Raw genomic sequence first — 24773 nt, forward strand, 5'->3', positions numbered from 1 at the left:
CTCGCTGTACTTATCCAAGCCCGTCTCTTTAAACTAAGAAGAGCAATCTCAAGCATAGCTTTTTGAGATTGCTCTAATAAATTACCGCCGGATCTGGTTTTATTGTCATAGTCTAAATACTCATCAGCCGTTGACTATGGTCCCCCCATTAACATGAAGCATCTGCCCCGACATATAGGCCGACCCTTCACAGGCAAGGTACAAATAGGCCGGAGCTAATTCCACCGGCTGTCCGGCCCGCTGCATGGGAGTAGTGCTGCCAAAGGTGGAAACCTCATTGGCGTCGAAAGATGCCGGAATCAGCGGTGTCCAGATAGGGCCGGGTGCTACGCCGTTGACACGGATGCCCTGTTTGAGCAGTGATTCGGAAAGAGAACGTGTGAAAGCCACGACTGCTCCTTTGGATGCGGAGTAGTCGATAAGTTTGGCATCCCCTTTATAAGCTGTAATCGAAGCTGTATTGATAATCACGGAGCCGTATCTTAGATGAGGAAGTGCTGCCTTGGTCAGATACAGCATGCCGAAAATATTGGTGCGAAAGGTTTGCTCAATTTGTTGGGCGGTAATATCGAGAAGAGAATTCTGGGGGTGCTGTTCCGCTGCATTGTTCACGAGGATATCCAATCTTCCCAAGGTATCCAGGGTTTTTTGCACAGTTTGATTGCTGAAATTTTCCTCGCCAATATCCCCTGGGATCAGCAGGCAGCGTCTCCCCAGCTGCTCAATTCTCTCCTTGGTTGCCTGGGCATCAACCTGTTCATCAAGATAAACGATGGCAATATCGGCACCTTCCTTGGCATAGAGAATGGCTACCGCTTTCCCGATGCCACTGTCTCCGCCGCTGATCAAGGCGACTTTCCCCTGTAACTTGCCGCTGGGCCGATAGTTCAGGTCCTCGAAGATGGGACTGGGATTCATTAAGGTTTCCAGGCCGGGCTGCTTATCCTGGTGCTGGGCAGGAAAAGTAGGTTGAGGAATTTTGGTTTCACTCATAGCTATCACTCCTTCGATTTTTCAGGGACAACAAAAACTTCAAAAACTATTATAATGTTGCCCTGTAAGGGTGATATCAATTCTCCAGGAATGGCTGTAATCAAGACTTAGGCTTTTCTCTCAGTTATTTTCTGACCAGTGTTGAATCCGGACATTTATTCGCGATGGAGTCTTCTAAACACTGCCTTGCGTATTCAGCAAGCTCTTCTTTAGGAGTACCGAATATTATGGCGGTAGCATTGATGGTGAACTTTTTGTCCATTCCCTCGCTCCAGCCGGAAGATGATTTTGTATTGATGGCTTTTCCCGTAGAAGAAAACCAAAAATGCTCTGTTCCTTCGCCAAACCCTTTGATATGCCCTACAAAACCATGGTTATCCTTCACCCAGCGGAGGATCTCATCGCCCCAACGGAGCAAAGCTTCCTGCACAGGGAGGGTGCTGCTTTCCTGTTTAAAGGTTAATTCATAGCTTTCCGAGAAAATCTTAGGTTCTTCATTAAGGGCAGCATGGACCCTTTGCGGCGTGTTTTCATGCCGGTGTTCAGGCCCATGACAGCTTTCGCATTCACACTCATGACCATGCCGGTGATGCGGGTTCTTTTGCTCACTCATTTCTCCACACCGCCTCACGCCAGATTTCCGGGTTAATTCCCCTAAAGGCTGATACACAATGAATTTGTGCGGCAGGATTAAGATGATGGAGGTTTTTTTCTATTTCGGCCACGGCCTCATGGTGCATACAGTCGATCTTATTGAGAAAAATCAGATCCGCCTTAGCGATCTGACCTTCAACAAGGCCGGGGACGACCTCCATCAGTTCTTCCCAACGTTCAGCATCGGCGACGATCATGATCTTCAGGCTTGCGACCCCCTTGCCATAGGTGTGAATGGTTTCCGCGATTCGATGAGGATAAGCCATTCCTGTGGCCTCCACGATCACCCACTGGGGATCATAGGTTTCATAAAGCTCATTTAAGGTCACGGTCAGTTCAGAGGTCAATGTGCAGCAAATACAACCGGAGAAAAGATCCCGAACTATCAGCCCATTGGCTTTGAGGATTTTATCATCAATGCCGGTCTCGCCCACTTCATTTTCGATAATAATTAATGAAGGGTTGGCCGGGTGGGTTGCTTGCGCGGTTAGATTATTCTCCACCAGGAACCTGGCCGCAGAGAGAATCAAGGAGGTCTTACCCGCGCCCAAAAAGCCGCCAAAGAGTAGAACGTTCATGTTATACCTCCTTTTGGAAATGCCAGATTATTAATAAAGCTCTTTTGAAACTGAGGATGATTAGCCAACTCGACAAACTCTGCTTTCTCAGCAATGGCCTGGCAGCGTTGGATATGCTTGTGTGAAAGCAAAGCCCTGGCAGCCCCTTCTCCGGCCGCATTGCCCACGGAGCGGATTTTGTTTCGTTCTTGTATAGGGATCAAGCCAATAGCCAAGGCGCTGTCCAAATCCACAAAACTGCCGAAAGCACCGGCGATAAAAACCTGCTCAATATCCTCCTGATTGACGCCAAAGGCCTGCATTAAGATTTGCGACCCTGTACAAATCGAAGATTTAACCAGCTGAAGCTCCCGCACATCCCCTTGAGTAATGACAATATCCGAGCCGTTGGCGCTTTCTTCAGCAGAGGCCAGCACAAATTCCCGCTGCCCTTCCTTCTCCCTTATTCTGGACCGGAGCTCAGGCGGGAGCTGCAACATTTGACTGCTCTCCGCAAATCGGCCTGAGGGGGTGATGAGCCCCCTGCGCACCATTTCAGCGAGAGCTTTAATGATTCCCGATCCACATATTCCGGCAGGCTTCTGAGCGTTAATCGTTCGGATCAGGACATCCTCTTGGATGCTGATATCATCGATGGCTCCATCCGTGGCCCTCATACCGCAGGAAAGCTGGGCGCCTTCAAAAGCGGGGCCGGCAGCTGTAGAGGTAACAATCATTCGCTCCCGATTGCCGAGAACAATCTCTCCGTTCGTTCCTAAATCGATCAATAAGGTGAGCTTGGGAGTCAGATCCTGATCCATAGCCAAGATAGCCGCTGTGGTATCTGCCCCCACAAAACTGGCGATATTAGGGATAAGAATCACCCGTCCCCCCGGGTTAATATCCAGGGAAAGTTCCTGGGGTGGTAAAGGTGCTATGGTTTTAAAGGCTTGCACATAGGGAGGGATAGTCAGGCTGGTAGGTGAGATCCCCATCAGGAGGTGTTCCATGGTTGAATTTCCCACAATGGTCACCAGATAAATATCCTGTATTCTTATCCCGCGTATAAAGCAAAGCCTGTGGATAAGGTCATTTAGACAATGACGAATCAGATCGGCAAGCTGTTTTAACCCTTCCGGCTTTTCTGCCGCTTTAATACGGGAGATGACATCGGCGCCATAGGTTGCCTGAGGATTGGTTTCGGCTGCGGCTGCAACCGCCTCCCCCCTAGTCATGTCCATAAGTATTCCAGCCACTGTAGTGCTTCCGATATCGAAGGCTACTCCGTAAAGAACTGAAAAAGTATCTCCTGCTTCCACAGCTGTCACATGATTGTCCAAGTGAATCAAAGTATAGCTCTCTATTCTGGTCTGCGCCAACAAAGCCATATCCCGTAATGCGGTGATATGTAAATCCAGCTTCTCTTTCGATCGCCCCTCATTAATGTTACTGATCATTTCCTGCAGAGAGTAGTTTTGCGCTAAAGTCGGATAGGTCGGTCGCACCGCCGACTTGCTGAGTATTGGAGCCCTATCCTCAAGGGAAATATGGATTCTCCCGATTTCCCCTTTCGCCGTGGCTCCTCTTTGGGTGATGTCAGCCAATATGACTTGACCTAATGGATAAACCCGGCAGGCTAAGTATGAACCATCATTTTCAGGTTCAGCAGGATTTCCCTTCCCATCCGTCACCTGTCCGCTCAGAACCCGAACCTTGCATTTGCCGCAGGTTCCTTTACCGCCGCAGACCGACTCTAAAAATACACCTGCATCCGTTAAGATATCCATAAGGGTCCAGGCCCTGTTTTTAACAGCGATGAGGTTTTGACCCCCAATGATGATTTGGGATGTTATTTCTTTACCCATTGAATAAACCTCGCTTAATCTCTGGTTAGTTATCCTCTACTGGGACATACCGATAATTTGCCAAAGCGGTTCATTAGTGTCATGGCATAAATGGGTTAAAGTAACGATTTCCCCGGGAGGAACAATCACAAACTCATCATCCCAAGGACCTGTGAGCAATTTCTTGAGGTAGCTTGTGGAGCCTGGTATGATCTGATGGCTTAGTTTCAAGGTAGTGGCAATCTTTTCCGTAAGTTCGAGGAAGTCGGCTACCTCATAGGCTCCCGTATCAATAACGGCCAACCGGTGATAATGATTAAGGATTTGTCTGAACAGGCGTTCCGCCTTTTCCTCGCCATAGCGTTTCACAGCATACTGGTATTCCTGCCAGATGTTGCTTTCGAATTCCAGCCACCCTTTGGTGAGATAATAGGTGCCCATTTCTTCCGATATTTTCTTCCTGGCGTGCTGAGAGCCCAGGAGAAGACTGATGCAATCATCAACACAGGGAAAGACCAATTGAGCATGAGGGGAGGTCAGCCCCAGTAAAGAGTTGCCGCAATACCCAAAGGCCAGGAGGATACGCTCCACATTGGTGATTCTGGCCAACTCCTGCTGGAGGCGCTTATTTAAGGTATCTGTGTAAAGATGCAGCCCCGATTCTATCCATAGCACGGGGAATGGGCAGTCAGCCTCTTGAATCGCGCTGTTAAGTTCATCCTTAAGGGTATGGCAAGCTATGATTACAGTCTTCATACAATTCACCTTCAGGATATTTCTTGATGTGTTTTCAGATTGAAGAGAGAGGAACAGAGCTTTACTCCTTCTGAGCAATCTTTAACCCAATAATCTGCCTTGGTATACTGTCTGACTTGTTCATTAACTAAACCGCCAATGACAACCTTTACCCCCGGTCTTAGTCCCATTTTCTCAAGTGCCTGGACGGTCAGGCGCATGGAATCATAGGATTGGGTGATCAGTCCCGATAAACAGACGATTGAGGCTCTGTGTTCAATACATCCTTCGGCAAATCTTTCCGGAGCCACATCCACGCCCAGGTCAATGACCTTGTACCCATTAAAGCGAAGCAAGCTAATCATTAAATTCTTGCCTATATCATGGATATCTTTTTTGACGGTTCCAAACAAAATCGTCGCCGAGGGTTCCATTACAGCGATGGCATTAGCCTGGTCTGATACCAGGCTGATGACATCCTTAAAAATCTCTGCAGACATCATAAGATCTGCCAGAAAGTACTTACCCTGGTCGTATAAATGACCGACTTGGGTCATTCCCTGGCGCGTCTCTTCAATAATTTCTATGGAGTCTTTGCCACTTTGTATTTCCGACACCGCCAGAGCTAACACTTTATCCACATCGAGACGGGTTACTGCGGCCACCAGCATGCTTTCAACCATACGCATTCCTTCCCCTCTAACATGAAGTCCTTCTTAGCCAAAAAAACTCCGTGTGGAAGCGATTAGATGATATTTTTCGCCATGACAGATCATAATGGATAATCCTAAGGGTGTATTTTGTCTTCCATAAACCAATTGTTCAACTTTCAAGGCGGGAATTCCGGAAGATGTTTCTAACAGCTCGGCCTCAGGCTGGTGCAAAGATACGGCGGAAATGGTGACCTGATTGCCTTCGGTGATGATTCCTGTATGCCTGGCAACAGCTTCAGGAAAATCAGCATACTTAATTTCCTGTTCCACAAGGGGTTTTCCCCGTTGATAAGTCAGATAACGGTTCTCCACTGCCACTGGTTCCCCGTCAATAAGGAGCAGCCTGCGAAATTGAATAAGTTTGGTTCCGGGTTTAATCTGAAGACGTAACGCGACCCCATCCTCCGCTGCTATAACATTGATAGCGAGCAATTTAGAATCATAGTCTTGCGGGTTTTCCGATCCGTGTCCGGCAAGATTAAGAATGAGCTCGCTGAGATTCGGGTGAGCAACAAAGCTCCCCTTACCGCGGAAGGATTCAATCAGCCCTTCCTGAGCTAAGAGTCTCAGGCCATTGCGCACGGTCATTTTACTGATTCCGTATTGCTCACCCAGTTGAGTCTCTGAAGGCAAAGCATCACCCGGCTTAAGTTCGCCGGCTAGGATCTTTTCTTTTAAGTCTTCAGCAAGTTGAAAATAAACCGGTACAAAGGATTCTCGAGTCTTCATAACAGCCTTCTCCCTTTAGGTAATGATAGACAAAGGCAGCAGTCTGCCTTTGTCTATTGTATCATCAATTATTTAGAGGTTACAGATGCCACCATGGCTTGAACATTTTCTATTTTGGCATCAATAGGAATATCACAGCCCGGGTGGAGGATAAACCCTGTGGGACCTATTTCTTCGATCAATTTCCGGCAGTAGTTATGAACAGCATCCGGCGTTCCCAGGGTAAGCAGGGCCGCGGGTACATCACCCATAATACACATGATATCTCCCAATATTTCTTTGGACTTATAGATATCGGTCATGCCATCAAGCTCCAGAATGATTTTTCCCTTCGGGAAATCTTTGAAGCGCGCCAAATCCCGGGTCCAATCAGAATCAAAGTGAAGAATAGGGGTAATTCCGGCATCGAGGATTTCATAAATCAGTTTCTCATAATACGGGAAAACAAAGCGATCCCATTGGGCCTGAGACAGCATTTCACTGGCTGCCCGCCAGCCCCCCAGCCAGAGATATTCTGAACCCAGTTGTTTAGATCCAGCTATACTTTGCGGTGCCATGAAAGGCAAGGCGGCATCCATGGCAGCCTGCACCTTGTCCGGTATCTTAAACATATCCCGCACAAATTTAGAAAATGAACGGCCGCCACAGAACATCTCATAGGGAATTGTTGTTACACCCCCGCCACCTGTCAAGGTAGGGATACCGGCTTCTTTCCACATCTCGGCAACCTTGGGGGCATTTTGTCCGTCAGCCATAATTTGCGGGAGCAATTCGGGACCAAAGTGTTCTGTTGCATAGGACATCAGCCAGTTGGGCCAGCCTTCTTCAACAATCCGATCATAGTCACTCTGTTTCATCAATTCGGCCTCAACGACCTGCCACAACTCATTTTCCGGGAGCTCCTCTCCCGGCCGTTTGATCTTACTGAGCCAGGCCATTTCCAGCCCATATTTAAAGTAGCTGCCATAATCGACACCGTCCGCCCCGCCGACTTTTTCCACAGTTTTAATCATGGCTTCTGCCGAAACTAAGCTGCTGCTTATAAATTCAGCCACTGACATATTCTGAGCCCGGGCCGCAAAGGCCGCAAATTCCAGCACCACAGGAGTCCGGTCCGTTTTATCGAGGGCCACGGCCTTCGCTATTCTTTCTTTCCGTTCTGCATATAATTGACTGTTTGACATGAGTTTCACTCCTAACTTTTACTTCTTTTCTGAGTAACCTAGGCGTGATCATATAACCCTTCCCGATAGGCGTTATTGTAGGCCCGGCAATGCCTATCCAGTCCAAGCAAGGCCATTGAGCCTTTCAGTGAGCCTAACATTCCTTTGTCCGTAGGATTAAGAATATAACTATCCATACCCGCACTCATGGTTTGGACCATGAAGAGACGATTGAGAACTTTGCGGGCAGGTAACCCATAAGAGATATTGCTTAATCCGCAGATGGTGTGAACGCCTGGATAACCCTCCATAATGGTTCGGATAACCTTTAAAAGTATTTTGCCGGTTTTTTGATCCGTGCTTATAGGAGTCACCAAGGGATCTATATAAATAGCTTCCAAGGGTACTCCAGCCTGAACAAGCCGATTAATAACACTATCGGCAATTCTCAACCTATCTTCCAGTCCCTTTGGCATTCCTGAATCTTCAATGCAGAGGGCAATGATTTTGGTTCTGTATTCCAAAACCAGGGGCAATACAGCCTGCCAGCGGGCAGTTTCATTGGAAATTGAGTTGATCATGGGCTGTCCATGCCGGGCTCTTTGCAGACCTTCAGTTAAAGCTGCGGGATTGGGGCTGTCGATGCTTAGGGGTAAAGCCGATACCTCCTGAATAGTATCCACAAGCCAGCCCATGGCGGCAATTTCCTGTTCCACTAAATTGCCGCAATTCACATCAAGGTAGGTTGCTCCGGCTGCCTCTTGGGCTTTAGCCACCTGCTGAATGGTTTCAGCATCCCTGTTTAAGACAGCAGTTTTGATTTCTGTACGACTGGTATTGATCAATTCTCCGACAATGAGCATCCCAGTGCCTCCTCTTCTGATCACCATGCACTATAGAATGGCTGATTCCAGGCTGATTTTAAGCTGAGAATTTTTGAGCGACCTCCACTGCTTCCTGGGCACTCCTGCAGACCGCATCCGCCTTTACATAATCGCATACCGATTGGTCAACAGGACCGCCGCCGATAAGAATTCTCAGCTCGTTCCTGAGGCCGGCTTTTTCAATCGCTTCGATGGCAGACTTTATATTATCAAAAGCGGTCGTAAGCAAACAGGAGAACCCGATGACCTTTGGCTTATATTCTTTGATCCCTTCGATAAATTTTTCAGCAGGTACATCAACGCCAAGATCAATCACATTAAAGCCATTGCATTTTAAAACCGTGCTGACAATGTTTTTCCCGATGTCGTGGATATCGCCATAGATTGTGCCCAAGACAAAGTTTCCTAAATGAGATTGCTCAGTTCCTGATAAATCGCCCAGTGCACTGATCGCTTCATTGAAAATTTCAGCGGACATAATCAATTCAGAGAGAAAATACTCCTTAGCTTCATACTTTTGACCAACCGCCTGCATGCCTTCCTGCAGCTCCTGAATGATATCCAGTCCAGGAACACCTTGTTCCTTTAAAGCCTGTACTCCCGCCAAGACTGCGTCCTCATCCAGTGCGCCCAGTTTTTTCGCTAATTCACCGCTCAAAACAAAGACCTCCTTTTAGTATAGTTGTATATACTAGTATACTTCTATCCCAAGAGTAAACCAAATCTTCGCAATTGTAAAGACAATTAATATCCCTCGAAACGACAAAATTCTTCAAGAAAAAAATACTGCCAAATTCTGCACTATTCTGTTACAATGTAGGCAAGTACATAGAAAGGGAGGGGAATTATCATGTATGCAACTGTAGAATCCGACTGCATTGGTTGCGGCTCCTGCGAAGCCGTATGCCCGGAAATCTTTAGAATGAATGATTCCGGACTGGCTGAAGCTTATGTTAACCCTGTTCCGGCGGAACTGGAAGAGAGCGCCAAAGAAGCCGCCGATATGTGCCCTGTTAATGTAATCATTTTGGAATAAGGATACGGCATAACAAAGGCTTAGAAATGAACAATCATTTCTAAGCCTTTGTATTTTAATCAATCCGGATGTTTAAAGGATGCCTAAGCCAATGGGAATGCCGGAGGTATAAAAAAGGTATCTCCCCATGATTTCTCCGACGATCAAGATCCCTACTGCTGTATATAAAAAGCTTTTTTGGCCGGCAAATTTTCCTGTGCGGGAGATAAGGAAAAGGAAGACTCCGCCCAGCATTAGCAACCAACGCAAGAAAACGGCAGCGCTGTAGCCGCCGGCCAGCAAGGCGGCACTTTCCTGGCCGGCCCCTGCCATTGCCCCTAAGCCGGCAACATAGTTGGGAAGAAAAGCGATTTGCACCAGGACGATGCCGAGAACGAAAAGCTCAAGCCTGGGGAGCTTCTCCCTGCCTTTTTGTCCGCTGGACACATAGAAGACGATGGCCCCCAGAACCAGGGTAGTAGCATAAAAATCAATCAAGGTGTTGGCACTTTGCCAGGCCGGGATGATCGTCTCCATATAAAGTTTAGCCATGGCGAATACGGCGGCCAAACCTGATAAGCAGGCTAAATACCCGGCTGTTTCTTTAAGGGAATGGGCTTTATGGGACCGTTCCAGCCACCAAAAGACCGCCAGCAGTACAAAGAAGCCGCCGCTGAAGAAAATCTCCCTGCTCAGCCAGGAGCCCATGAAATTGGACATACTGGTAAGTGCTAAGAAAGGTTTCCCTAAGTGAAGCAGGGAAGCGATGATGCCCACTGCACTCAGGATTAATGCACATAAGGTATTGGTTTGATAAGCGGGAGCTTCTTTGTCCCGAAGCCGGAGAACCGTTGCCCACAGGACTGCTCCCACAGCCGCCTGCATACTCAGGGTAAAGATGATCAATGGCATTTCTTTCATGGTCAAGCTCCCTTCTACTTTATTGCAGCCTTATGGGGCGTAATAACCAGGGAAGGTTTGGTGATATCGGCACTGGGCAGCCCTTTGACTTGAGCGATTTCTCCATATTGGGCCCGCAGTTCATCAAGGGGGCCGAACTTCAATACCCGCATAATGCAAGCATCGACACAGGCCGGATTTTTTCCTTCCTTTTGCAGATCAATGCAGAAATTGCATTTGGATGCTGTTTTTCCGGCAACCTGGGGCACTTCATAAGGGCAGGACCAGGTGCAGTAACCGCAGCCGATGCATTTATCCTGATCTACTAAGACGATACCGTCTTCCTCTCGTTTGTACATGGCGCCGGTGGGACAATTTTCCGCACATTTAGGATGTTCACAATGATTGCAGCCCAGGGAGAGCCAGTAAGCAAAGACATTGCTTTTGAATACGCCGTTTTCCTCGATGCAGGAGCCGCCGGTGAATTCATGAACCTTTCGCCAGCGCAAGCCGTCTGCCAAATCATTTTTATCCTTACAGGCAATCTGACAGGTAAAACAGCCAATGCAGTGGTGCTGATCCACATAAAAACCGTATTGTTTTGCCATCCCCATCACCTCCTACGCTTTCTCTACTTGGACTAAATTGGTATGCTGAGGATTACCCCAGGCCAGAGCGGTGGGCTCCCAAGTGGTTAAGGTGTTGATACATCCTCTGGTATCCACGCCCTGAGCATCAGGGGTATACCAGGCTCCTTGAGGAAGGGAACATACCCCTGGGATGAGACGGGGAGTAACCTTCACTTTGACTTTTACCGTTCCCCGATCGTTAAAGATCTTAACCGTATCCTCATCTTCAATTCCCCGCTCAGCCGCATCCTGAGGGTTGAGCCACAGCTTCTGGGGCTCCGCTTCTTCCAGCCAGGGCAGATTATCGAAGGTGGAATGAACACGGCGTTTGCTGTGATGGCCGATGCATTGCAGAGGGTATTTCTCTTTCAGAGCGCCTTTCGGACCTTCTGCAACAGCTACATATTTAGGAACAGCCGGTATTCTCTCCGGATTATTCATATCGTAGAGGGTTTTGGAGAAAATCTCCACCTTTCCGGAGGGAGTTTGCAGCGGGTTCTTTTCCGGATCCTCCACAAAGGCCTGATAAGCAATGACCTTCTTAGGTTTCGTCTTATAAATGCCCTTTTCCCGGAATGCTTCGAAAGACGGGAAGTCGGGATGAGCCGCCTGGGCTACTTCTACACATTCGCGCAAATATTGCTCCTGGCTTTTTCCTTCATCAAACTTATCAAGGACACCCAGGCGTTTGGCCAGCTCTGTGCAGATTTCGTAAACACCCTTGCACTCATATAAAGGATCCACCAATTTTTGCCCATAGAGAGCAAGCCCTTGTCCCAAGGCCCGGGTGACGATATCCTCCTGCTCAAATTGAGTGATATCGGGGAGAATGATATCGGCATACTCCATACTGGGGGTCATAAAATTCTCAATGCCCAGGATAAATTCGCATTTCGAAGTATCTTTCAATAACCCGGTGGTCCGCCCGGTATCGGAATGCTGATTGATCAAGGCATTGCCGCCATAATTCCAGATAAACTTGATGCCATGCTGCAACCGGTCCGCACCTTGCAAACCACCGTTTTCTTTGCTGTGGCTGCCGCCTTTTTCAATGGCATCGGTAAACATAAAGAAGGATACTTTGGCTTGTATTGGATTTGTTCCTGCAGGGTATGCGCCCATTTTTACCGAAGTAAAGCCTTCATACATACCGGGATTAGCGCCGAGTTTGCCCATATTTCCTGTCATCAGGGCTAAAAGAGGAACGGAAAGGGCCTGGAATTCTCCGTTGGCATGGCGCTGCATGCCCCGTCCCTGCAGAATAAAGCAGGGCTTGGCGCCGGCAATCTCCCTGGCCAATTGTATAATCGTTTCGACAGGAACACCTGTGATTCCCGATGCCCATTGCGGAGTTTTCGGCTGTCCATCGCTGACTCCCAGCAAGTAGCTCTTATAGGAGTTTCCTGCCGGAATTCCCTCAGGCATGTGCTCTTCATCAAAACCTATACAATACTTGTCCAGGAAGGCTTGATCATGAAGCTCCTCTGTCAGTATGACATAAGCAAGGCCTGCCACAAGTGCCGCATCAGTGGTCGGGCGAATAGGAATCCACTGATCGGCAAAGGTGCCTACCGTATCACTGTGTCGGGGATCGATGACAATAACTTTGGTCCCGTTTTCTTTCGCTAATTTGAGATAGTAGGTTGAATTAAGACCGCCCACCCTGGTGCTGGCAGGATTATCGCCGAACATCACGATCAGCTGGGCATCTGAAAAACTGGTGGGAGAGCTTCCTCCATAACCGGCTCCAAACATATAAGGAATGGCATACATATAATTGGCCTGGCTGTAGTTGCCATAAAAGCTCAGATATCCGCCTAAGGCATTGAGGAGTCTGCCCGATGCTCCTCCCATATAACTTTGGTTAAATGCTCCCCCAACGCCTGAAGCATAAATGAAATAGAGGGATTCATTGCCATATTGTGTGATAATGCGTTTCAGTTCTGAAGCGGTAGTATCCAACGCCTCTTCCCAGGAGATCTTCTCCCATTGTCCGGCTCCCCGCTCCCCGACTCGTTTCATGGGGTATTTCAGCCGATCCGGATGATAGAGGCGTTGACGCTGGGATCTCCCTTTCAAACAAGCCCTGGCCTGAAGATTATCCGGAGTATCCGGCCCTTCATTGTCCGTCACAAAACTCAGGACAACACCGTCCTTCACCTGGGCTTTAATCTGACAGCGGCCGCCGCAATTATGCCAACATATCGAAGGTTTTATTTCCGCATCGAGATGACGGTTTCCGGCTTGAGCAATTGCCGGTTCCGCCCCTGCTCCTGAAGTCATGGGCATGCATCCTACCAGTGCCGAAGAACCGGCAACAGCTGCGGTCCATTTCAAAAAGGAGCGGCGACTGACTTTAAAATCTTTATTTACCATTTTCCTACCTCCGCTTCACCCTTAAATTTTCTGGTTCCGGAACCTGATGTTATACATCCGCGCTTCCCTGAGCCCCCCTTCCGCTGGGGAAGATTTCCGCCTGCATCTTCCGCCTCACTTGTACTTGTGAACTCTTTTGCTTTACTACCTCCACTTGTGCCTGTCTTTAACCTCCTTTCCGCCTTTCAGGCCTAATAGTCAGACTATTTATCGGTATATTGTGTATATTATCACATAGATATTAACAGTTTATTGCCAAATATTAATAAAATATTATTTTTTCTGATATCTCCGCCCAAGCATAAAGGGCGCCCCAGGCTGCTCAGCAGCAGACCGCGGCACCCTTCAGGTTTTTTGTCTTAGAGGCTGGCAGCCTTGGCAATCATCTTCTCCACCAGATTGATAGCCATAACTTCCAGCCCTTCCGTATTCAGATGTATGCTGGCCGTGGTGTCATAAAGCAGATTGGCCTGGGCCGGCCATTCGTCATCGGCCAGCCACAGGATCAAAGCCAGCTCAAGTTTGGGCAGAACCTCTATGGCATAAGCCAGGTCTCCCATCGCCAATTTTTTGCCCTTGAGCATCCGGCATATGGATTCGAACTTCTCCGGTGAGTTGCCGAAGTGCTCAGCTAGCGGGTCCATAGCTTCCAGCTTAAATGCTCCATAGTGGTTGTTGCCTCCCGGCAGCTCTCTGAAGGATATCCAACGTCCGGTAGGCTGGACTCCGCATACTTCTGTCAGATATTGAAGGATCAGAATCTGATCGGTGATGTCCTCACAGGGGCTGATTTCTCCTTCGGGGTACCAGACCCGGTAATGTTCACCTCCATAGGGAAGAACCAGACTGGATTCATCATAAGGAGCAGCTCCGGACAGCTCCAGAATCTTGGTGAAACTGCGCTTGGCAAATTCTTGTTTGGCATGCTCCAGGGCATCCCGGTATTTCTTCTGACTTTCTTTCATGATTACCCCACCTTTACCTCTCCCCAATTAACTGATTTGTCTAACTATTCTATTCTAAAGGTGGATTTCCTGCTGAGCTCGGGTCTTTTCCCCGCCTGAGTTTGTCATGGCTGAAGGAAGAAGCTGATCAGGAGATTTAAGCCGGGGATTGATTTCTGAGGATTCAGGTATTATCTTTATGATAAAAGTCGTTCGGTAGAGATGGGCAACCCATTGATACTTCTGCAGGAGGTAGGTATGGAATCTATATACAGTAATGTCTGTTCATCGGATTGCCGGGCTTCATGCCGGATCAGGACCAAAGTCCAAAATGGCCGGATTGTCGGCATTCAAGGCGATCCTATTGATGAATATACCTTTGGCTCTTTATGTGCCAAAGGATATGCTCATTTACAGCGCATCTATGCTGCTGACCGCATTACTTATCCAATGAAGCAATTAGGCAAAGGCACCGGCAAGTGGGTCAGAATTTCCTGGGATCAGGCTTTGCATGAAATAGCTCAGAAACTTATCGACATCCGGATCAAACATAATACCCTGCTGCCCGTTTGCCTCAATAAGTATCTGGGGACTGTGGGGCTGCTCTCCAGAAGCATCGACGGCTTTTTTAACAGTATTGGCTATATTACTTTAATGACCGGTTCTCCCTGTGTCGCTACCGGAGTGGATGCCCTGAGCCTGAGCTTCGGTACATGTAAGAAGCCCGTTCCCGAGGATATGCTTAATGCCCGCCTGATTCTGATCTGGGGAGGCAATCCCGCCTGGACAACTCTTCACCAAATGCGCCTGATTTTTGAGGCCAGAGAAAAAGGGGCTGTCCTCGTGGTCATTGATCCTGTTTTGTCGGCGACTGCGGCCAGGAGTGATCTCTATGTGCAAATAAAACCGGGTGCAGATTTGGAGCTAGCTTTAGGTATCGCCAAAGTTTTATGGGCGGAAAATTTGGTGGATAAGGATTTTCTCACGAATTATGCCAGTGACTGGCCGTCTTTCCGGGCCTCATTAGAAAAACTGAATCTGGAAAATATCGCTGCCGCAACCGACATTCCTGTTGCCGAGATTGTCAATCTGGCCCGCTTGATTGGCAGAACGAAACCTATGACCATTTCCTTAGGTGCCGGGGTACAGCATACCGCCGTGGGCGGACAGGGTTTCCGCGCTATCTCCGCTTTAGCGGCTATGACCGGAAATATCGGCATACCCGGCGGCAATATCCATTATGCGACTTTTGAACCCTGGGAGTTCGCCGGAGAATTTATCTCCCTGAAGCCCCCCCAGGATCTGCGGGGTAGCCCGGACGGAAACGGACAGTTTCAACACCGCTATGTGGGAACAGGGCGGTTTGGCGAGCTTTCCGCAATGGAGCCTCCGATTGAGCTGCTTTGGGTGGCTTCTCACAACCCGGTTGCCCAGGCCCCCAACTCCGGGGCCGTCAAAGAGGCGCTTCAATCCATCGGGACTGTGGTGGTAGCAGACCAATTTCTTACCCCAACCTCCCACTATGCCGATTACTTCTTGCCGGTAGCTTCCCACTATGAATACGAAGACATTGTTATTTCCTACTGGCATTATGGTGCTGCTATTAATCAAAAAGCGATTGACCCCTTGGGTGAGAGCAAATCCGACTTTGCAATTATGCGCGAGTTAGCCATTACCCTCAACAAGCTGGCACCGGGATTCAGCACTTTTCCCAGCGAACGCCCGGCGGCAGAATGGCTTGACCTGGAGATGAAGCCCCAATACCCCCGGTTGGGAATTGCTCATTATCAGGATTTGATCGAACATTACCGGCGGATTGATTTACCCCCGGTTCCCTGGCAGGACAGAACATTTACTACGGCCTCCCGGAAATATGAATTCCTTTCCGTACCTGCCTTGACAGAGGATCCCTCCTCCCCTCCTCAGCTCCGGCAAGGGTCTGAAGAGCATGACTATCCTTTCCGATTATTGCGCATTCGCAGTTTCGCTACCCTTAATTCTCAGTACAGGAATTTAGCCAGTATGGAGGTAATCTCCGAAAAAACAAGGGTCTTGCTTAATCCGGAAACTGCTTATTCGAAGGGTATTGAGGAGGGCATAAATGTCAAAGTGTATAACCAACTGGGTCAAATCGTGTTGCCGGCAAGCCTGTCCGATAGTATTCCCCCCGATGTTCTCTCTGTATATATCGGATGTGATTCCAAACATGATATCGAATTAAACAGTATTATTGCCCTAATCGATACTGATTTGGGAGAGGCCTGTTCCGATGCCAAAGGGCTGGCCTTTAACAATACTTATGTAAATTTAGTGAGGGTGTGAGAACATGGCTCGAACACAAAGAGGGTTCCTCTTTGATCCCAATCGCTGTCTGGGCTGCCGCACATGTATCATGGCCTGCGCTACGGGAAACAATCTGCCGCCTGGCATCTACTTGCGCAGCGTTGAAATGCAGGAGTTTCGGAAAGGTGCTCAAATTATAAAATATTATCTTTCCACTTCATGCAATCATTGCGCCAATCCTGAGTGTTTCCGCCTTTGTCCTGAGCAGGCTTATCGAAAACGTCATGACGGCATTGTCTTGAATGAACTGTCGAAATGTACCGGTTGCGGAACCTGTACGCGGAGCTGTCCCTTTGCGGCGCCGGTCGTCAATCCAGCCACCGGGAAAGTAATCAAATGCGATTTATGCCAGGAAAAGCTGGATGAAGGAGAAATGCCCTTTTGCGTAGCTGCCTGCCCGGTACAGGCTTTATGCCTGATCGATATAAGCGGTGCCGGTTCCCGAACTCCCGATCTCGTGCGCAGGCTGCCAGGGGTTATCAAGATTCAAATAACCCGGCCCTCGATTCGTTATCTTACGCTGAAGATCGGAAGGCAGATCCTGCGTCAGTCTAAAAGAAAGGGGGATATTCATGAGAACTAATCTGAATTGCAGTGAACTCTTTATCCGCACAATGGAGGGTCTGGCTCAGGGCCGGGATATCCCTCATCTTGCGATGATGCTGGCTGAAGAGCTTGGCAGAACGGTCATTCTTACCGACGCTGTGAATCGCGTTCTGGGCTTTCATGACCCACTGGGAACCGGGGTGAATGTGGGCGAGTTTTTCCCGCTTGATCTTAGAAAGACCGGCGATCAAAAAGCTGATTTCTTTACTGAAGTCGACCGGTTTAACGAAGGTCAATGGGAAACGGCGCAAGGAGTGCTCAGCTATATCTATTTTGCCCTAAAAGTCCCCGGCAAGCATTATGGCCATTGTATCGTTCTGTGCACTAATCAGGAGTTGACGGCCGAGCAGAGGATGATTATTCAGCAAGTGTCCTTAACCTTACTGCTGGCGCTGCGGGAGGTTTTGCATAAAGAGCTTAACCGGGAATGGGTCCTGGATGAGTTTGTGTACGATGTTCTCTATAATAATTATGATTCCAAACTTGCCCTTTACGAAAAGGCCCGCCATTTGCATTGGAATTTGGAAGGCCCTTATGCCATCATTGTCATTGAATCCCCTGGGGATAGACTTCCTACCGTGAGAAGGTTAGGGCCGGCCCGGTTCAATTCCTCCCCTCCGGTTTATACCGTTATTAACGAAAATACGGTCGTCATTCTCTCACTGACAAACCTGACCAGCCATCAGGTTAAAGGAGCCTTAACTGAGTTTATTGCCAAACTTCTGGCTAACCTGACGTTTAATTATATTAAGGATGTGCATATCGGTGTTGGTTCCACTGCTACAGCCTTAACTGATTTGAATCAGCGTTTCCAGGAAGCAAAGATTGCCCTGGAATTAGGCAAGGTGTTTGGCACGGGTAATCCAAGCTATTTTAATGAAATGGGTTTCCTGAAATTCATTTTTACAGCACCGGCGCAAGAGCTGCAGGAATTCGCCCAACGTATTCTGAGCCATATTACAGCTTACGATTTAGAGGCTGAAACCGACCTGCTGAACACTTTGCGGACTTTTATCAACCAACAATGCCAAATCACCCCCTGCGCCAAAGCCCTCTACATTCACGAGAATACCCTGCGCAACCGGCTCAAAAAAATCGAACAGCTCTTGGAGCTTGACCTTAACCGCGTAGACCATCTTGTCAACATTTATATCGCCCTGCAAATTCACAATATGGATCATTTCGACGATATTTAGCCCTTCTCACAATGGAGATATTTTTCAAAAGGAGTTTTCTACAATGAAGGCTCCTTTTTCTTGTGGAATATTACACAGGCATAGCCCCATTTTTAACGAAGTATATAGTCGAAATATGTATTATTTTCACTTATTGCGCCTGATAAACAATTGAAAGCGGGTGATACCAGGAGATTCGGAAAATGCGGACAAAGCTGTCCCCCCAAAGAACCTTTATTCACAACTCTCTTCAACAATTATGGAGGTGAACTCATGAGCTTTTCACGCAGACAATTTTTAGGAGGAGGTCTGGCTCTTGGCGGCACACTGGCAGCAGGGGCACCGGCATCCATCCTCCGGGGTTTAGGCTTAGCCAAGGAAGTTAAGGCCGCCCCGGCAGAAGATCAGGAAAAAATCACGTACAGCTGCTGTAATCCGGAATGTAACAACTGTTCCTTACAAGTTCATGTTCGCAACGGTAAGCTTGTACGGATTTCCCCCAACCCCAATTACTACACAAGGCCTTGTTTACGCGGCCGTTCCCGTTTGCAGTGGAACTATCATCCGGATCGTCTCAAATATCCCTTTAAACGGGTCGGCGAGCGCGGAGAAGGAAAATGGGAGCGTATATCCTGGGAGGAAGCCCTGGACACCATAGCCGCCAAGCTGGGCAAAATCCGCGAGGAGTCCGGTCCCGAATCGATTTGGTTTATGGCCGGAGCCGTCATGTCGGTTTTACCCAATGGCATGCAAGGCAGATTTGCCAATGCTTTCGGCAAAGGTGTCATGACAGGCGGCGTAGGCTCCTTGTGCTGTGCCGCCCAAGGAGAAGCTTCGACAGCTACCCAGGGTTATCGTACTGCCGGAATCGAGGAAAAGGCCTACAGTAAACTCATTATCGCCTGGGGCCATAACCCGGAAGTTACCTATATCCCCCATTCGCGCCTGATCGGGGACGCCAGGGACAAGGGGGCAAGACTAATCACGATTGACCCGCGTTTCAGCGAAACCGCCGGCAAATCCGATCAGTGGATTGCCATTAAACCAGGCACCGATACAGCCATGGCGATGGCCATGATCAAGATCATTCTGGCTGAAAATTTATACGATGAAAAATTCGCCCTGGCAAAAAGTAATCTCCCCTTTCTTGTCAACCAAGCCACCGGCAAATTATTGCGTCAGGATGAAGTGGTGACCGGCGGTGATCATGAAGCTTTTGTGGTTTGGGATCAGGCCACCAATGGCCCGGCTCTTCCTAAGGAAGCGGCTGCCCCGGCCTTAGCCGGCAGCTTTAAAATCGGTGAAGTCCCGGTCAGCACGGTATTCAGCCGTTTAAAGGAAAGAGTGGACAAATATACACCTGAATATGCCAGTGAGATTACCGGAGTTCCGGCTCAGGTCATCAGCGAGCTTGCCCGCACCTACGCCACCGTTAAGCCTGCCATGATCGACAGCGGCATGTCCGGTGCCCAGCGCACCAGCAGCGGTGCCTACTTTGTACAGTCCCTTTTATATCTGGCGGCTTTAACCGGAAATATCGGCCTTCTGGGCGGTGGAGTTAACGATACCGGCGGTTTTGCCCACGGCACCAATGCGGCCATCAATGCTCCCTATAAGGCCAACTACAAAGGAAAAATTCCGGCATCAAAAGTTGGGGAGTATTTGCTGGAAGGCAAGCCCTACCCCATCAGAGCCGTCTACTGGCAAGGCAAAGGGTTAGGACAGCTTCCCAACGCCAACAAAGCGGTAGAAGCTCTCAAAAAGATGGAATTCCTAGTGGTTCAGGAGCATTTCTTCGGTGATGCCGCTGCTCTGGCCGACATCGTGCTGCCTGTCGCAACCTTGTTTGAACGCTATGACATCATGTGTGCTTCCCGCTCTTACTACTATCACTTAATGGACAAAGCCATCGAACCCTTTATGGAAGCTAAATCCGATACCTGGATTTACACTGAGCTTGCCAAACGTTTGGGCTTCGGGGAAGTTTTCGATAAGACCGAAGAAGAGTTTATTGATATGATTATGGAACCCACCGGATTGACCGTTGAAAGCTTGCGCAAGAGCGGACCGGTTTGGATTTGGAGCGATCCCAAACTGAACAAGTACAAAGTTAAATGGGAGAAGCCACCCTTCACTTTCTTTAAGGATACTCCCTTTAAAACTGCTTCCGGACGCTTTGAGTTTTATGCTTCCCGCTGGGAAGACATGGGGTTTGAACCGATGGTTGAGTATTACCCACCGGAAGAATCCGCGGTTACAGCTCCGGATTTATTTAAAAAATACCCGCTAAGCCTTGTCGCCAATAAGATTCGGACCAAGGTCCACAGCACCTATGCTCTGATGCCCTGGCTTTCCGAAATTTATCCTAAAGGCTGGGTGACCATCAGCACTGAGGATGCCGCAGCACGGGGCATTAAAGACGGCGATCTGGTGGAAATATTTAATGATCGGGGTTCAGTTAAGGCAGCTGCCCATGTAAGCTCGGGGATTCTTCCAGGCGTTGTATCCATGCCTAACGGCTGGTGGTTGCAGCAAGGATACAGCTCCAGCGTCCTTAGCAATGACTATACCCATCCCCTGGCCTACGGACACTCTCTTAATTCAACTTTAGTTCAGGTTAAGGGGGTATAGAAGATGAGCAAACGATTGGGTCTGTTGATCGATCAGGAACGCTGCATTGGCTGTTGGACCTGTGCGGTTATCTGCAAAATGGAGAATAATGTGGGATTGGGAAACTGGTGGAACCGCATTCTCAGCAATGGCCACAGCGAATACGGAGATTCTCCGGCTATGGGCCTGGACGGGCAGCCGGAATTAACCTATCAGCCCACGGCGTGCATGCATTGCGGAAACGCGCCTTGTGTCCGGGCCTGCCCTACTGGGGCCACTTATAAAGATGACAACGGTATCACCCGTCAGGATTACAAGAAATGTATCGGCTGCCGGACTTGTATGGCTGCCTGCCCCTATAACGCCCGGGTGTTTAACTGGGGAACGCCTCAACACGTACCTGCCTTTGAGGATGACCATATTGGTGATGCACGGGTGCCCGACCGTCCCAAAGGTGTGGTGGAAAAATGCACCTTCTGTCAAGAGAAAACGACACTGGGAGAGGAACCCGCCTGTGTTGCCGGCTGTCCTGCCAAAGCCCGGGTGTTTGGGGACTTGAATGATCCCGCCAGTGAGATGAGCAGATTGATGAGAGAGCGTGGGGCCAAGCCTTTGTTGGAAGATATCGGCACTCACCCTCAGGTTTTCTATGTGCCGCCGCGCCGCAAGCTGAAACCCACTACTCTGGAAAGGAGTGGCTACTATGGTGAATAATGCTGCAAAAACTCGCCGCACTTGGATGTTCATCTTCCTGGCCGTCGGGCTGCTCGGTTTTGGTTTCTATATTAACCAGCTCATGAACGGTCTTGTCGTTACCGGAATGTATAACTCCGTCTCCTGGGGACTCTATATCATAACCTTTGCTTTCCTGGTGGGTTTAAGCGCCGGAGGACTTATCGTCTCTTCCTCGGCCTATGTCCTGAAAATTGAGAAGCTAAAAAGTGTGGCCCCTGTCGGTATCGTCGTCGCCGTGGCCTGTATCATCGGCGCCGCCGCAATGATTATGGCCGATGTCGGACATCCTGAACGTGTTTTAAATATTGTCTTCGGCGGACGCTACACTTCCCCGATCGCTTGGGATTTCCTGGTTATCAGCATCTATTTATGTATCGGCCTTTATGAATGCTGGATTTTCTTCAGCAAGAAGTGGCGGGGCGAAACCGAGGAAAAGCGGGAGCGTGTTTTAGCCAGAGCGGCTATCTTCTCTTTGCCGATTGCTTTACTGGTTCACTCTATCACCGCCTGGATCTTTGGTCTGCAGGTTGGTAAACCTTATTGGGATACTGCCCTGATGGCGCCTATCTTCATCTCTTCCGCCGTTGTATCCGGAATCGGCGTTCTTCTGATTATCGCCTACTTGGGCAGAAAAGCCGGTATACCCGGTTTGGATCAAGAGAATGTGGGTACCCTGGCCAAAATCCTCATCGGCTTTGTTATCCTTGACCTTTTCCTGCTCTTCTGCGATTTGTTCACCCTTGTTTATTCAGGTGGAACAGTCCAGGCAGAGGCTGCGTTAATGATCCTGACCGGCAAGTTCGCTCCCCTGTTATGGATTGAATTGATTGTCGGTATGGCTGTTCCTTTATTCATTCTCAGCAACAAAGCCACTAACCGTTCCCCCGGCTGGCTTGCTGTTGCCGGATTCCTGGTCATGGCCGCGGTCTTCCTGAAACGAATCAACATTATTCTCCCCGGTTTTATGGTGCTGAATATTGCCGACCAACCGGGAGTCTCTACAGGACGCTTTGTGCAAAGCTCAGGTCAATTCTTCGAAGCCGGCAAGTCATCCTTTACCGCCATGACGGCTTACGCCCCCACGCTAAATGAAATCGCCATTACCGTAGGTGTTCTTTCCCTGGTGGCCTTGATCATTACCTATGGTGTAGGTTTAGTGATGAACATTGACCCTCACAGCAGTAAAGCTGCTGTGGCCGGGAAGCAGCGAGCATTAGGCGGCAAAAACCTGACAAGCGGTGCAGCGGAATGATCAACGGCCAAACCTATGCCGCCCCGGGAATTGCCCGGACGATCATGTATCAATTTTTAGCCTTGACTCTCTATGAGCCGACGGCAAACCTTTTTACGGCCTTGGCACAGCACGATAGCTCCCAACAATTATTAGCGGCCAGCCGTCAGTTCCTCGGTGCCGAGGGTGAGGAATTGACTAAAGATATCCTCAATGCTGTGCTCGGCAGCGGCGATAATCGGGAAGAAGTTCTTTTGGACCTTAGGGTGGAATATAATCGCTTATTTGTTGGACCGACACCTCCTGTTTGCCCGCCTTATGAATCGTTTTTTGACAAACAACGACCCCTGGAAGGACAAAAAAACCTGATGGGACCAACGTCCGCAGCTATGGAGGCTGCTCTGGGTTCCGAGGGTCTAGAGATGACGCTTGATTACGCCGAACTTCCCGACCATGCCGCCATTGAGCTGGAGTTTATGTATTACCTGCTGTCCCGGGCCGGTGCCGGCGGGGAAGATGCGGAAGTTTACTTGCAAAAAGCCAAGGCCTTCTTGATTGAACACCTCTCTGTCTGGCTGCCTGAGTTCGGGACCAAATTAGCCGGCGAGTCGCACCAGCCTTTTTATCGGGGCATCGGACTGCTGCTGGCGGCTCTGACCAGAGCGGATCTGGAATCAGCCAAGCGGGAAGCACACTAAACACCTCAATAAACCCGCGGCGCTCATGTCGCGGGTTTATTGGAATTTACCGGCTTAAGCTTTTCACTGTTTAGATGAAGCGCGCTACGTGAGCACGAAAGGAGTGACAGGAGTTGAAAAAAAGTAATCCTCAAGGTATCACCCTATTTACCCTATCCCTTTTCCTGATCGGTTTTTCCTTTGGTCTTACTGGGTGTGGCACTGCCGGAACGGCTCCGGCCGACCAACCACAATCTCAGCTCCTAACCTCAAGGCCCGCCTCTGCTTCCTCTCCGGAGCAGACACCTTCCTCCTCCTTGGAGACGGTGCCTCCTCCGCCCTCTTCCGTGCCGGCCACTGCAGAAACTACCCTGCCCGACCAGACGACAAGAAAGTATGAGCCGGTCTGACTCAACTAAACCTTCCTATTAAGGAAATAGCTCCGGGTGAGCTAGGCAACTGTACTGACAAAATAATTTATACTTGCTCTGGTTTAAAGAGAGACGTTTTGGCTGTCCCCTGGAGGAGCCAAAACGTCTCTCTTATCTTCTGTCTTTTACTCTTCTGTCTTTTCCTTGGGATCGGCGTTCTTTTCTTCGCTGACAATTTCCGCATCGACGGTGTTGATTTCACGTTTAAAATTCTTTAATCCCTTATTCATGGCCTTCCCAATTTCGGGAAGCTTGCCGGGACCAAAAATAAGCAGCGCAATCACCAAGACGATAATGGCTACGGTCGGTGTAATCATTCCGAAAGTAATCATGGCTTCACCTCAATTTCTTTAGTTATCAGGGCTACTCTACTATTTTTTCATGCTACAGGCATCTTTAGACACCCGGAATCATACGGGATTTAAAGTATTACACCTCATTATATATTAGATAAGCTTATAATGCTAGGTATCTAGATCTCTTCGGTGAGGGATTCCAGAATCCGGGCTGTGTTTTGCAGGTCTATGAAGCGACTCTCTCTGAGCACCTCTCTTCCCTCGCACATAATCAGCAGCGTCGGTACGGTAAAGACCAGGAGCTGCCCCGCTCCTTCCTTAAATTCCTGAGTGTTGATTTGCCCTACGGGAATCTTGTAAGCCTGTGCCACCTTCAACACTTTGGGCAAAAGGGCGTGGCAGACATTGCAGTTGGGGCTGCTGAAGTAGAGAATTGCGGTTTTTTGTTCCTGGAGAAGTTGGTTCAGCTGTTCATAGTCTTGAATGGTCAGCAACGGCTCTATGGGCATGGGCTCAACACCTCTGCTTTACCT

At 49.0% G+C, this 24773-nt stretch carries 25 protein-coding genes; 9 read left to right on the plus strand and 16 right to left on the minus strand.

All coding sequences use genetic code 11. The annotated features are described in order from the left end of the window. Window positions 1-123: 123 nt before the first annotated feature. The 10 genes from BUA14_RS19500 to BUA14_RS19545 form a co-directional block, all read right to left on the minus strand. A complete protein-coding gene (locus BUA14_RS19500) occupies window positions 124-993 on the minus strand; it encodes an SDR family oxidoreductase (RefSeq protein ID WP_072774119.1) in 870 nt (289 codons plus the stop codon). A gap of 124 nt (window positions 994-1117) precedes the next feature. Beyond that, window positions 1118-1606: a hypothetical protein gene (locus BUA14_RS19505; RefSeq protein ID WP_072774120.1), complete on the minus strand. Its 489-nt coding sequence runs from the start codon at window positions 1604-1606 to the stop codon at window positions 1118-1120. Then, window positions 1599-2225, minus strand: a complete 627-nt coding sequence (locus tag BUA14_RS19510; protein ID WP_072774121.1) for a CobW family GTP-binding protein — start codon at window positions 2223-2225, stop codon at window positions 1599-1601. The genes BUA14_RS19505 and BUA14_RS19510 overlap by 8 nt, the downstream gene beginning before the upstream one ends. Next, window positions 2222-4069, minus strand: coding sequence for an ASKHA domain-containing protein (locus BUA14_RS19515; RefSeq protein WP_072774122.1), 1848 nt, complete (start codon window positions 4067-4069; stop codon window positions 2222-2224). The genes BUA14_RS19510 and BUA14_RS19515 overlap by 4 nt, the downstream gene beginning before the upstream one ends. A 36-nt stretch (window positions 4070-4105) precedes the next feature. Next, window positions 4106-4804, minus strand: coding sequence for a DUF1638 domain-containing protein (locus BUA14_RS19520; protein WP_072774123.1), 699 nt, complete (start codon window positions 4802-4804; stop codon window positions 4106-4108). Window positions 4805-4815: 11 nt separating this feature from the next. After that, window positions 4816-5466, minus strand: a complete 651-nt coding sequence (locus tag BUA14_RS19525; protein ID WP_072774278.1) for a cobalamin B12-binding domain-containing protein — start codon at window positions 5464-5466, stop codon at window positions 4816-4818. A gap of 33 nt (window positions 5467-5499) precedes the next feature. Continuing rightward, on the minus strand, window positions 5500-6225 hold the full coding sequence (locus tag BUA14_RS19530; RefSeq protein WP_072774124.1) for a GntR family transcriptional regulator: 726 nt from the start codon (window positions 6223-6225) through the stop codon (window positions 5500-5502). A gap of 68 nt (window positions 6226-6293) precedes the next feature. Further along, window positions 6294-7409 (minus strand): uroporphyrinogen decarboxylase family protein, encoded by a 1116-nt coding sequence (locus BUA14_RS19535; protein ID WP_072774125.1) that lies wholly within the window; start codon window positions 7407-7409, stop codon window positions 6294-6296. Window positions 7410-7447: 38 nt separating this feature from the next. Next, window positions 7448-8251 carry a methyltetrahydrofolate cobalamin methyltransferase gene (locus BUA14_RS19540; protein ID WP_072774126.1) on the minus strand — a complete coding sequence of 268 codons (804 nt, stop codon included), beginning with the start codon at window positions 8249-8251 and terminating at the stop codon, window positions 7448-7450. A gap of 58 nt (window positions 8252-8309) precedes the next feature. Then, window positions 8310-8930, minus strand: coding sequence for a cobalamin B12-binding domain-containing protein (locus tag BUA14_RS19545; RefSeq protein WP_072774127.1), 621 nt, complete (start codon window positions 8928-8930; stop codon window positions 8310-8312). Between the two features lie 192 nt (window positions 8931-9122). On the opposite strand from BUA14_RS19545, the gene BUA14_RS19550 reads away from it, so the two are divergent. Further along, on the plus strand, window positions 9123-9308 hold the full coding sequence (locus tag BUA14_RS19550; RefSeq protein WP_011459700.1) for a ferredoxin: 186 nt from the start codon (window positions 9123-9125) through the stop codon (window positions 9306-9308). 72 nt (window positions 9309-9380) lie between these two features. On the opposite strand, the gene BUA14_RS19555 is transcribed toward BUA14_RS19550, so the two are convergent. The 4 genes from BUA14_RS19555 to BUA14_RS19570 form a co-directional block, all read right to left on the minus strand. After that, window positions 9381-10208, minus strand: coding sequence for a dimethyl sulfoxide reductase anchor subunit family protein (locus BUA14_RS19555; protein ID WP_072774128.1), 828 nt, complete (start codon window positions 10206-10208; stop codon window positions 9381-9383). Between the two features lie 14 nt (window positions 10209-10222). After that, window positions 10223-10795, minus strand: a complete 573-nt coding sequence (locus BUA14_RS19560) for a DMSO/selenate family reductase complex B subunit (protein WP_072774129.1) — start codon at window positions 10793-10795, stop codon at window positions 10223-10225. Window positions 10796-10807: 12 nt separating this feature from the next. Further along, on the minus strand, window positions 10808-13192 hold the full coding sequence (locus BUA14_RS19565; protein ID WP_072774130.1) for a DMSO/selenate family reductase complex A subunit: 2385 nt from the start codon (window positions 13190-13192) through the stop codon (window positions 10808-10810). 359 nt (window positions 13193-13551) lie between these two features. Next, window positions 13552-14157, minus strand: coding sequence for a DUF3786 domain-containing protein (locus tag BUA14_RS19570; protein ID WP_072774131.1), 606 nt, complete (start codon window positions 14155-14157; stop codon window positions 13552-13554). A gap of 237 nt (window positions 14158-14394) precedes the next feature. On the opposite strand from BUA14_RS19570, the gene BUA14_RS19575 reads away from it, so the two are divergent. The 8 genes from BUA14_RS19575 (at window position 14395) to BUA14_RS27585 (ending at window position 23923) form a co-directional block, all read left to right on the plus strand. Beyond that, window positions 14395-16458 carry a molybdopterin-dependent oxidoreductase gene (locus BUA14_RS19575; RefSeq protein WP_072774132.1) on the plus strand — a complete coding sequence of 688 codons (2064 nt, stop codon included), beginning with the start codon at window positions 14395-14397 and terminating at the stop codon, window positions 16456-16458. Window positions 16459-16462: 4 nt separating this feature from the next. Beyond that, window positions 16463-17062 carry a 4Fe-4S dicluster domain-containing protein gene (locus tag BUA14_RS19580; RefSeq protein ID WP_072774133.1) on the plus strand — a complete coding sequence of 200 codons (600 nt, stop codon included), beginning with the start codon at window positions 16463-16465 and terminating at the stop codon, window positions 17060-17062. Then, entirely contained in the window at window positions 17052-18281 is a 1230-nt protein-coding gene (locus BUA14_RS19585; protein ID WP_072774134.1) for a PucR family transcriptional regulator, read from the plus strand. The genes BUA14_RS19580 and BUA14_RS19585 overlap by 11 nt, the downstream gene beginning before the upstream one ends. A 252-nt stretch (window positions 18282-18533) precedes the next feature. Further along, complete coding sequence (locus BUA14_RS19590; protein ID WP_072774135.1) at window positions 18534-20891, plus strand: molybdopterin-containing oxidoreductase family protein; 2358 nt, start codon at window positions 18534-18536, stop codon at window positions 20889-20891. A gap of 3 nt (window positions 20892-20894) precedes the next feature. Continuing rightward, window positions 20895-21584, plus strand: a complete 690-nt coding sequence (locus tag BUA14_RS19595) for a 4Fe-4S dicluster domain-containing protein (protein WP_072774136.1) — start codon at window positions 20895-20897, stop codon at window positions 21582-21584. Continuing rightward, entirely contained in the window at window positions 21574-22857 is a 1284-nt protein-coding gene (gene nrfD / locus BUA14_RS19600) for an NrfD/PsrC family molybdoenzyme membrane anchor subunit (protein ID WP_072774137.1), read from the plus strand. Before BUA14_RS19595 ends, nrfD begins: the two co-directional genes overlap by 11 nt. Beyond that, window positions 22854-23534, plus strand: coding sequence for a TorD/DmsD family molecular chaperone (locus BUA14_RS19605; protein ID WP_072774138.1), 681 nt, complete (start codon window positions 22854-22856; stop codon window positions 23532-23534). Before nrfD ends, BUA14_RS19605 begins: the two co-directional genes overlap by 4 nt. Before the next feature lie 113 nt (window positions 23535-23647). Beyond that, on the plus strand, window positions 23648-23923 hold the full coding sequence (locus BUA14_RS27585) for a hypothetical protein (RefSeq protein WP_143153483.1): 276 nt from the start codon (window positions 23648-23650) through the stop codon (window positions 23921-23923). Window positions 23924-24069: 146 nt separating this feature from the next. Here the strand turns inward: BUA14_RS27585 and tatA are convergent, their stop codons facing one another. Together tatA and BUA14_RS19615 are read right to left on the minus strand one after the other, a co-directional pair. Continuing rightward, the gene (tatA, locus tag BUA14_RS19610; RefSeq protein WP_072774139.1) at window positions 24070-24276 is read right to left on the minus strand and encodes a twin-arginine translocase TatA/TatE family subunit; all 207 of its coding nucleotides are present in this window, start codon (window positions 24274-24276) and stop codon (window positions 24070-24072) included. A gap of 140 nt (window positions 24277-24416) precedes the next feature. After that, on the minus strand, window positions 24417-24749 hold the full coding sequence (locus tag BUA14_RS19615; RefSeq protein WP_072774140.1) for a thioredoxin family protein: 333 nt from the start codon (window positions 24747-24749) through the stop codon (window positions 24417-24419). Between the last annotated feature and the right edge of the window lie 24 nt (window positions 24750-24773).

It is taken from the genome of Desulfitobacterium chlororespirans DSM 11544 (assembly GCF_900143285.1).
Taxonomy (GTDB): Bacteria; Bacillota; Desulfitobacteriia; order Desulfitobacteriales; family Desulfitobacteriaceae; genus Desulfitobacterium; species Desulfitobacterium chlororespirans.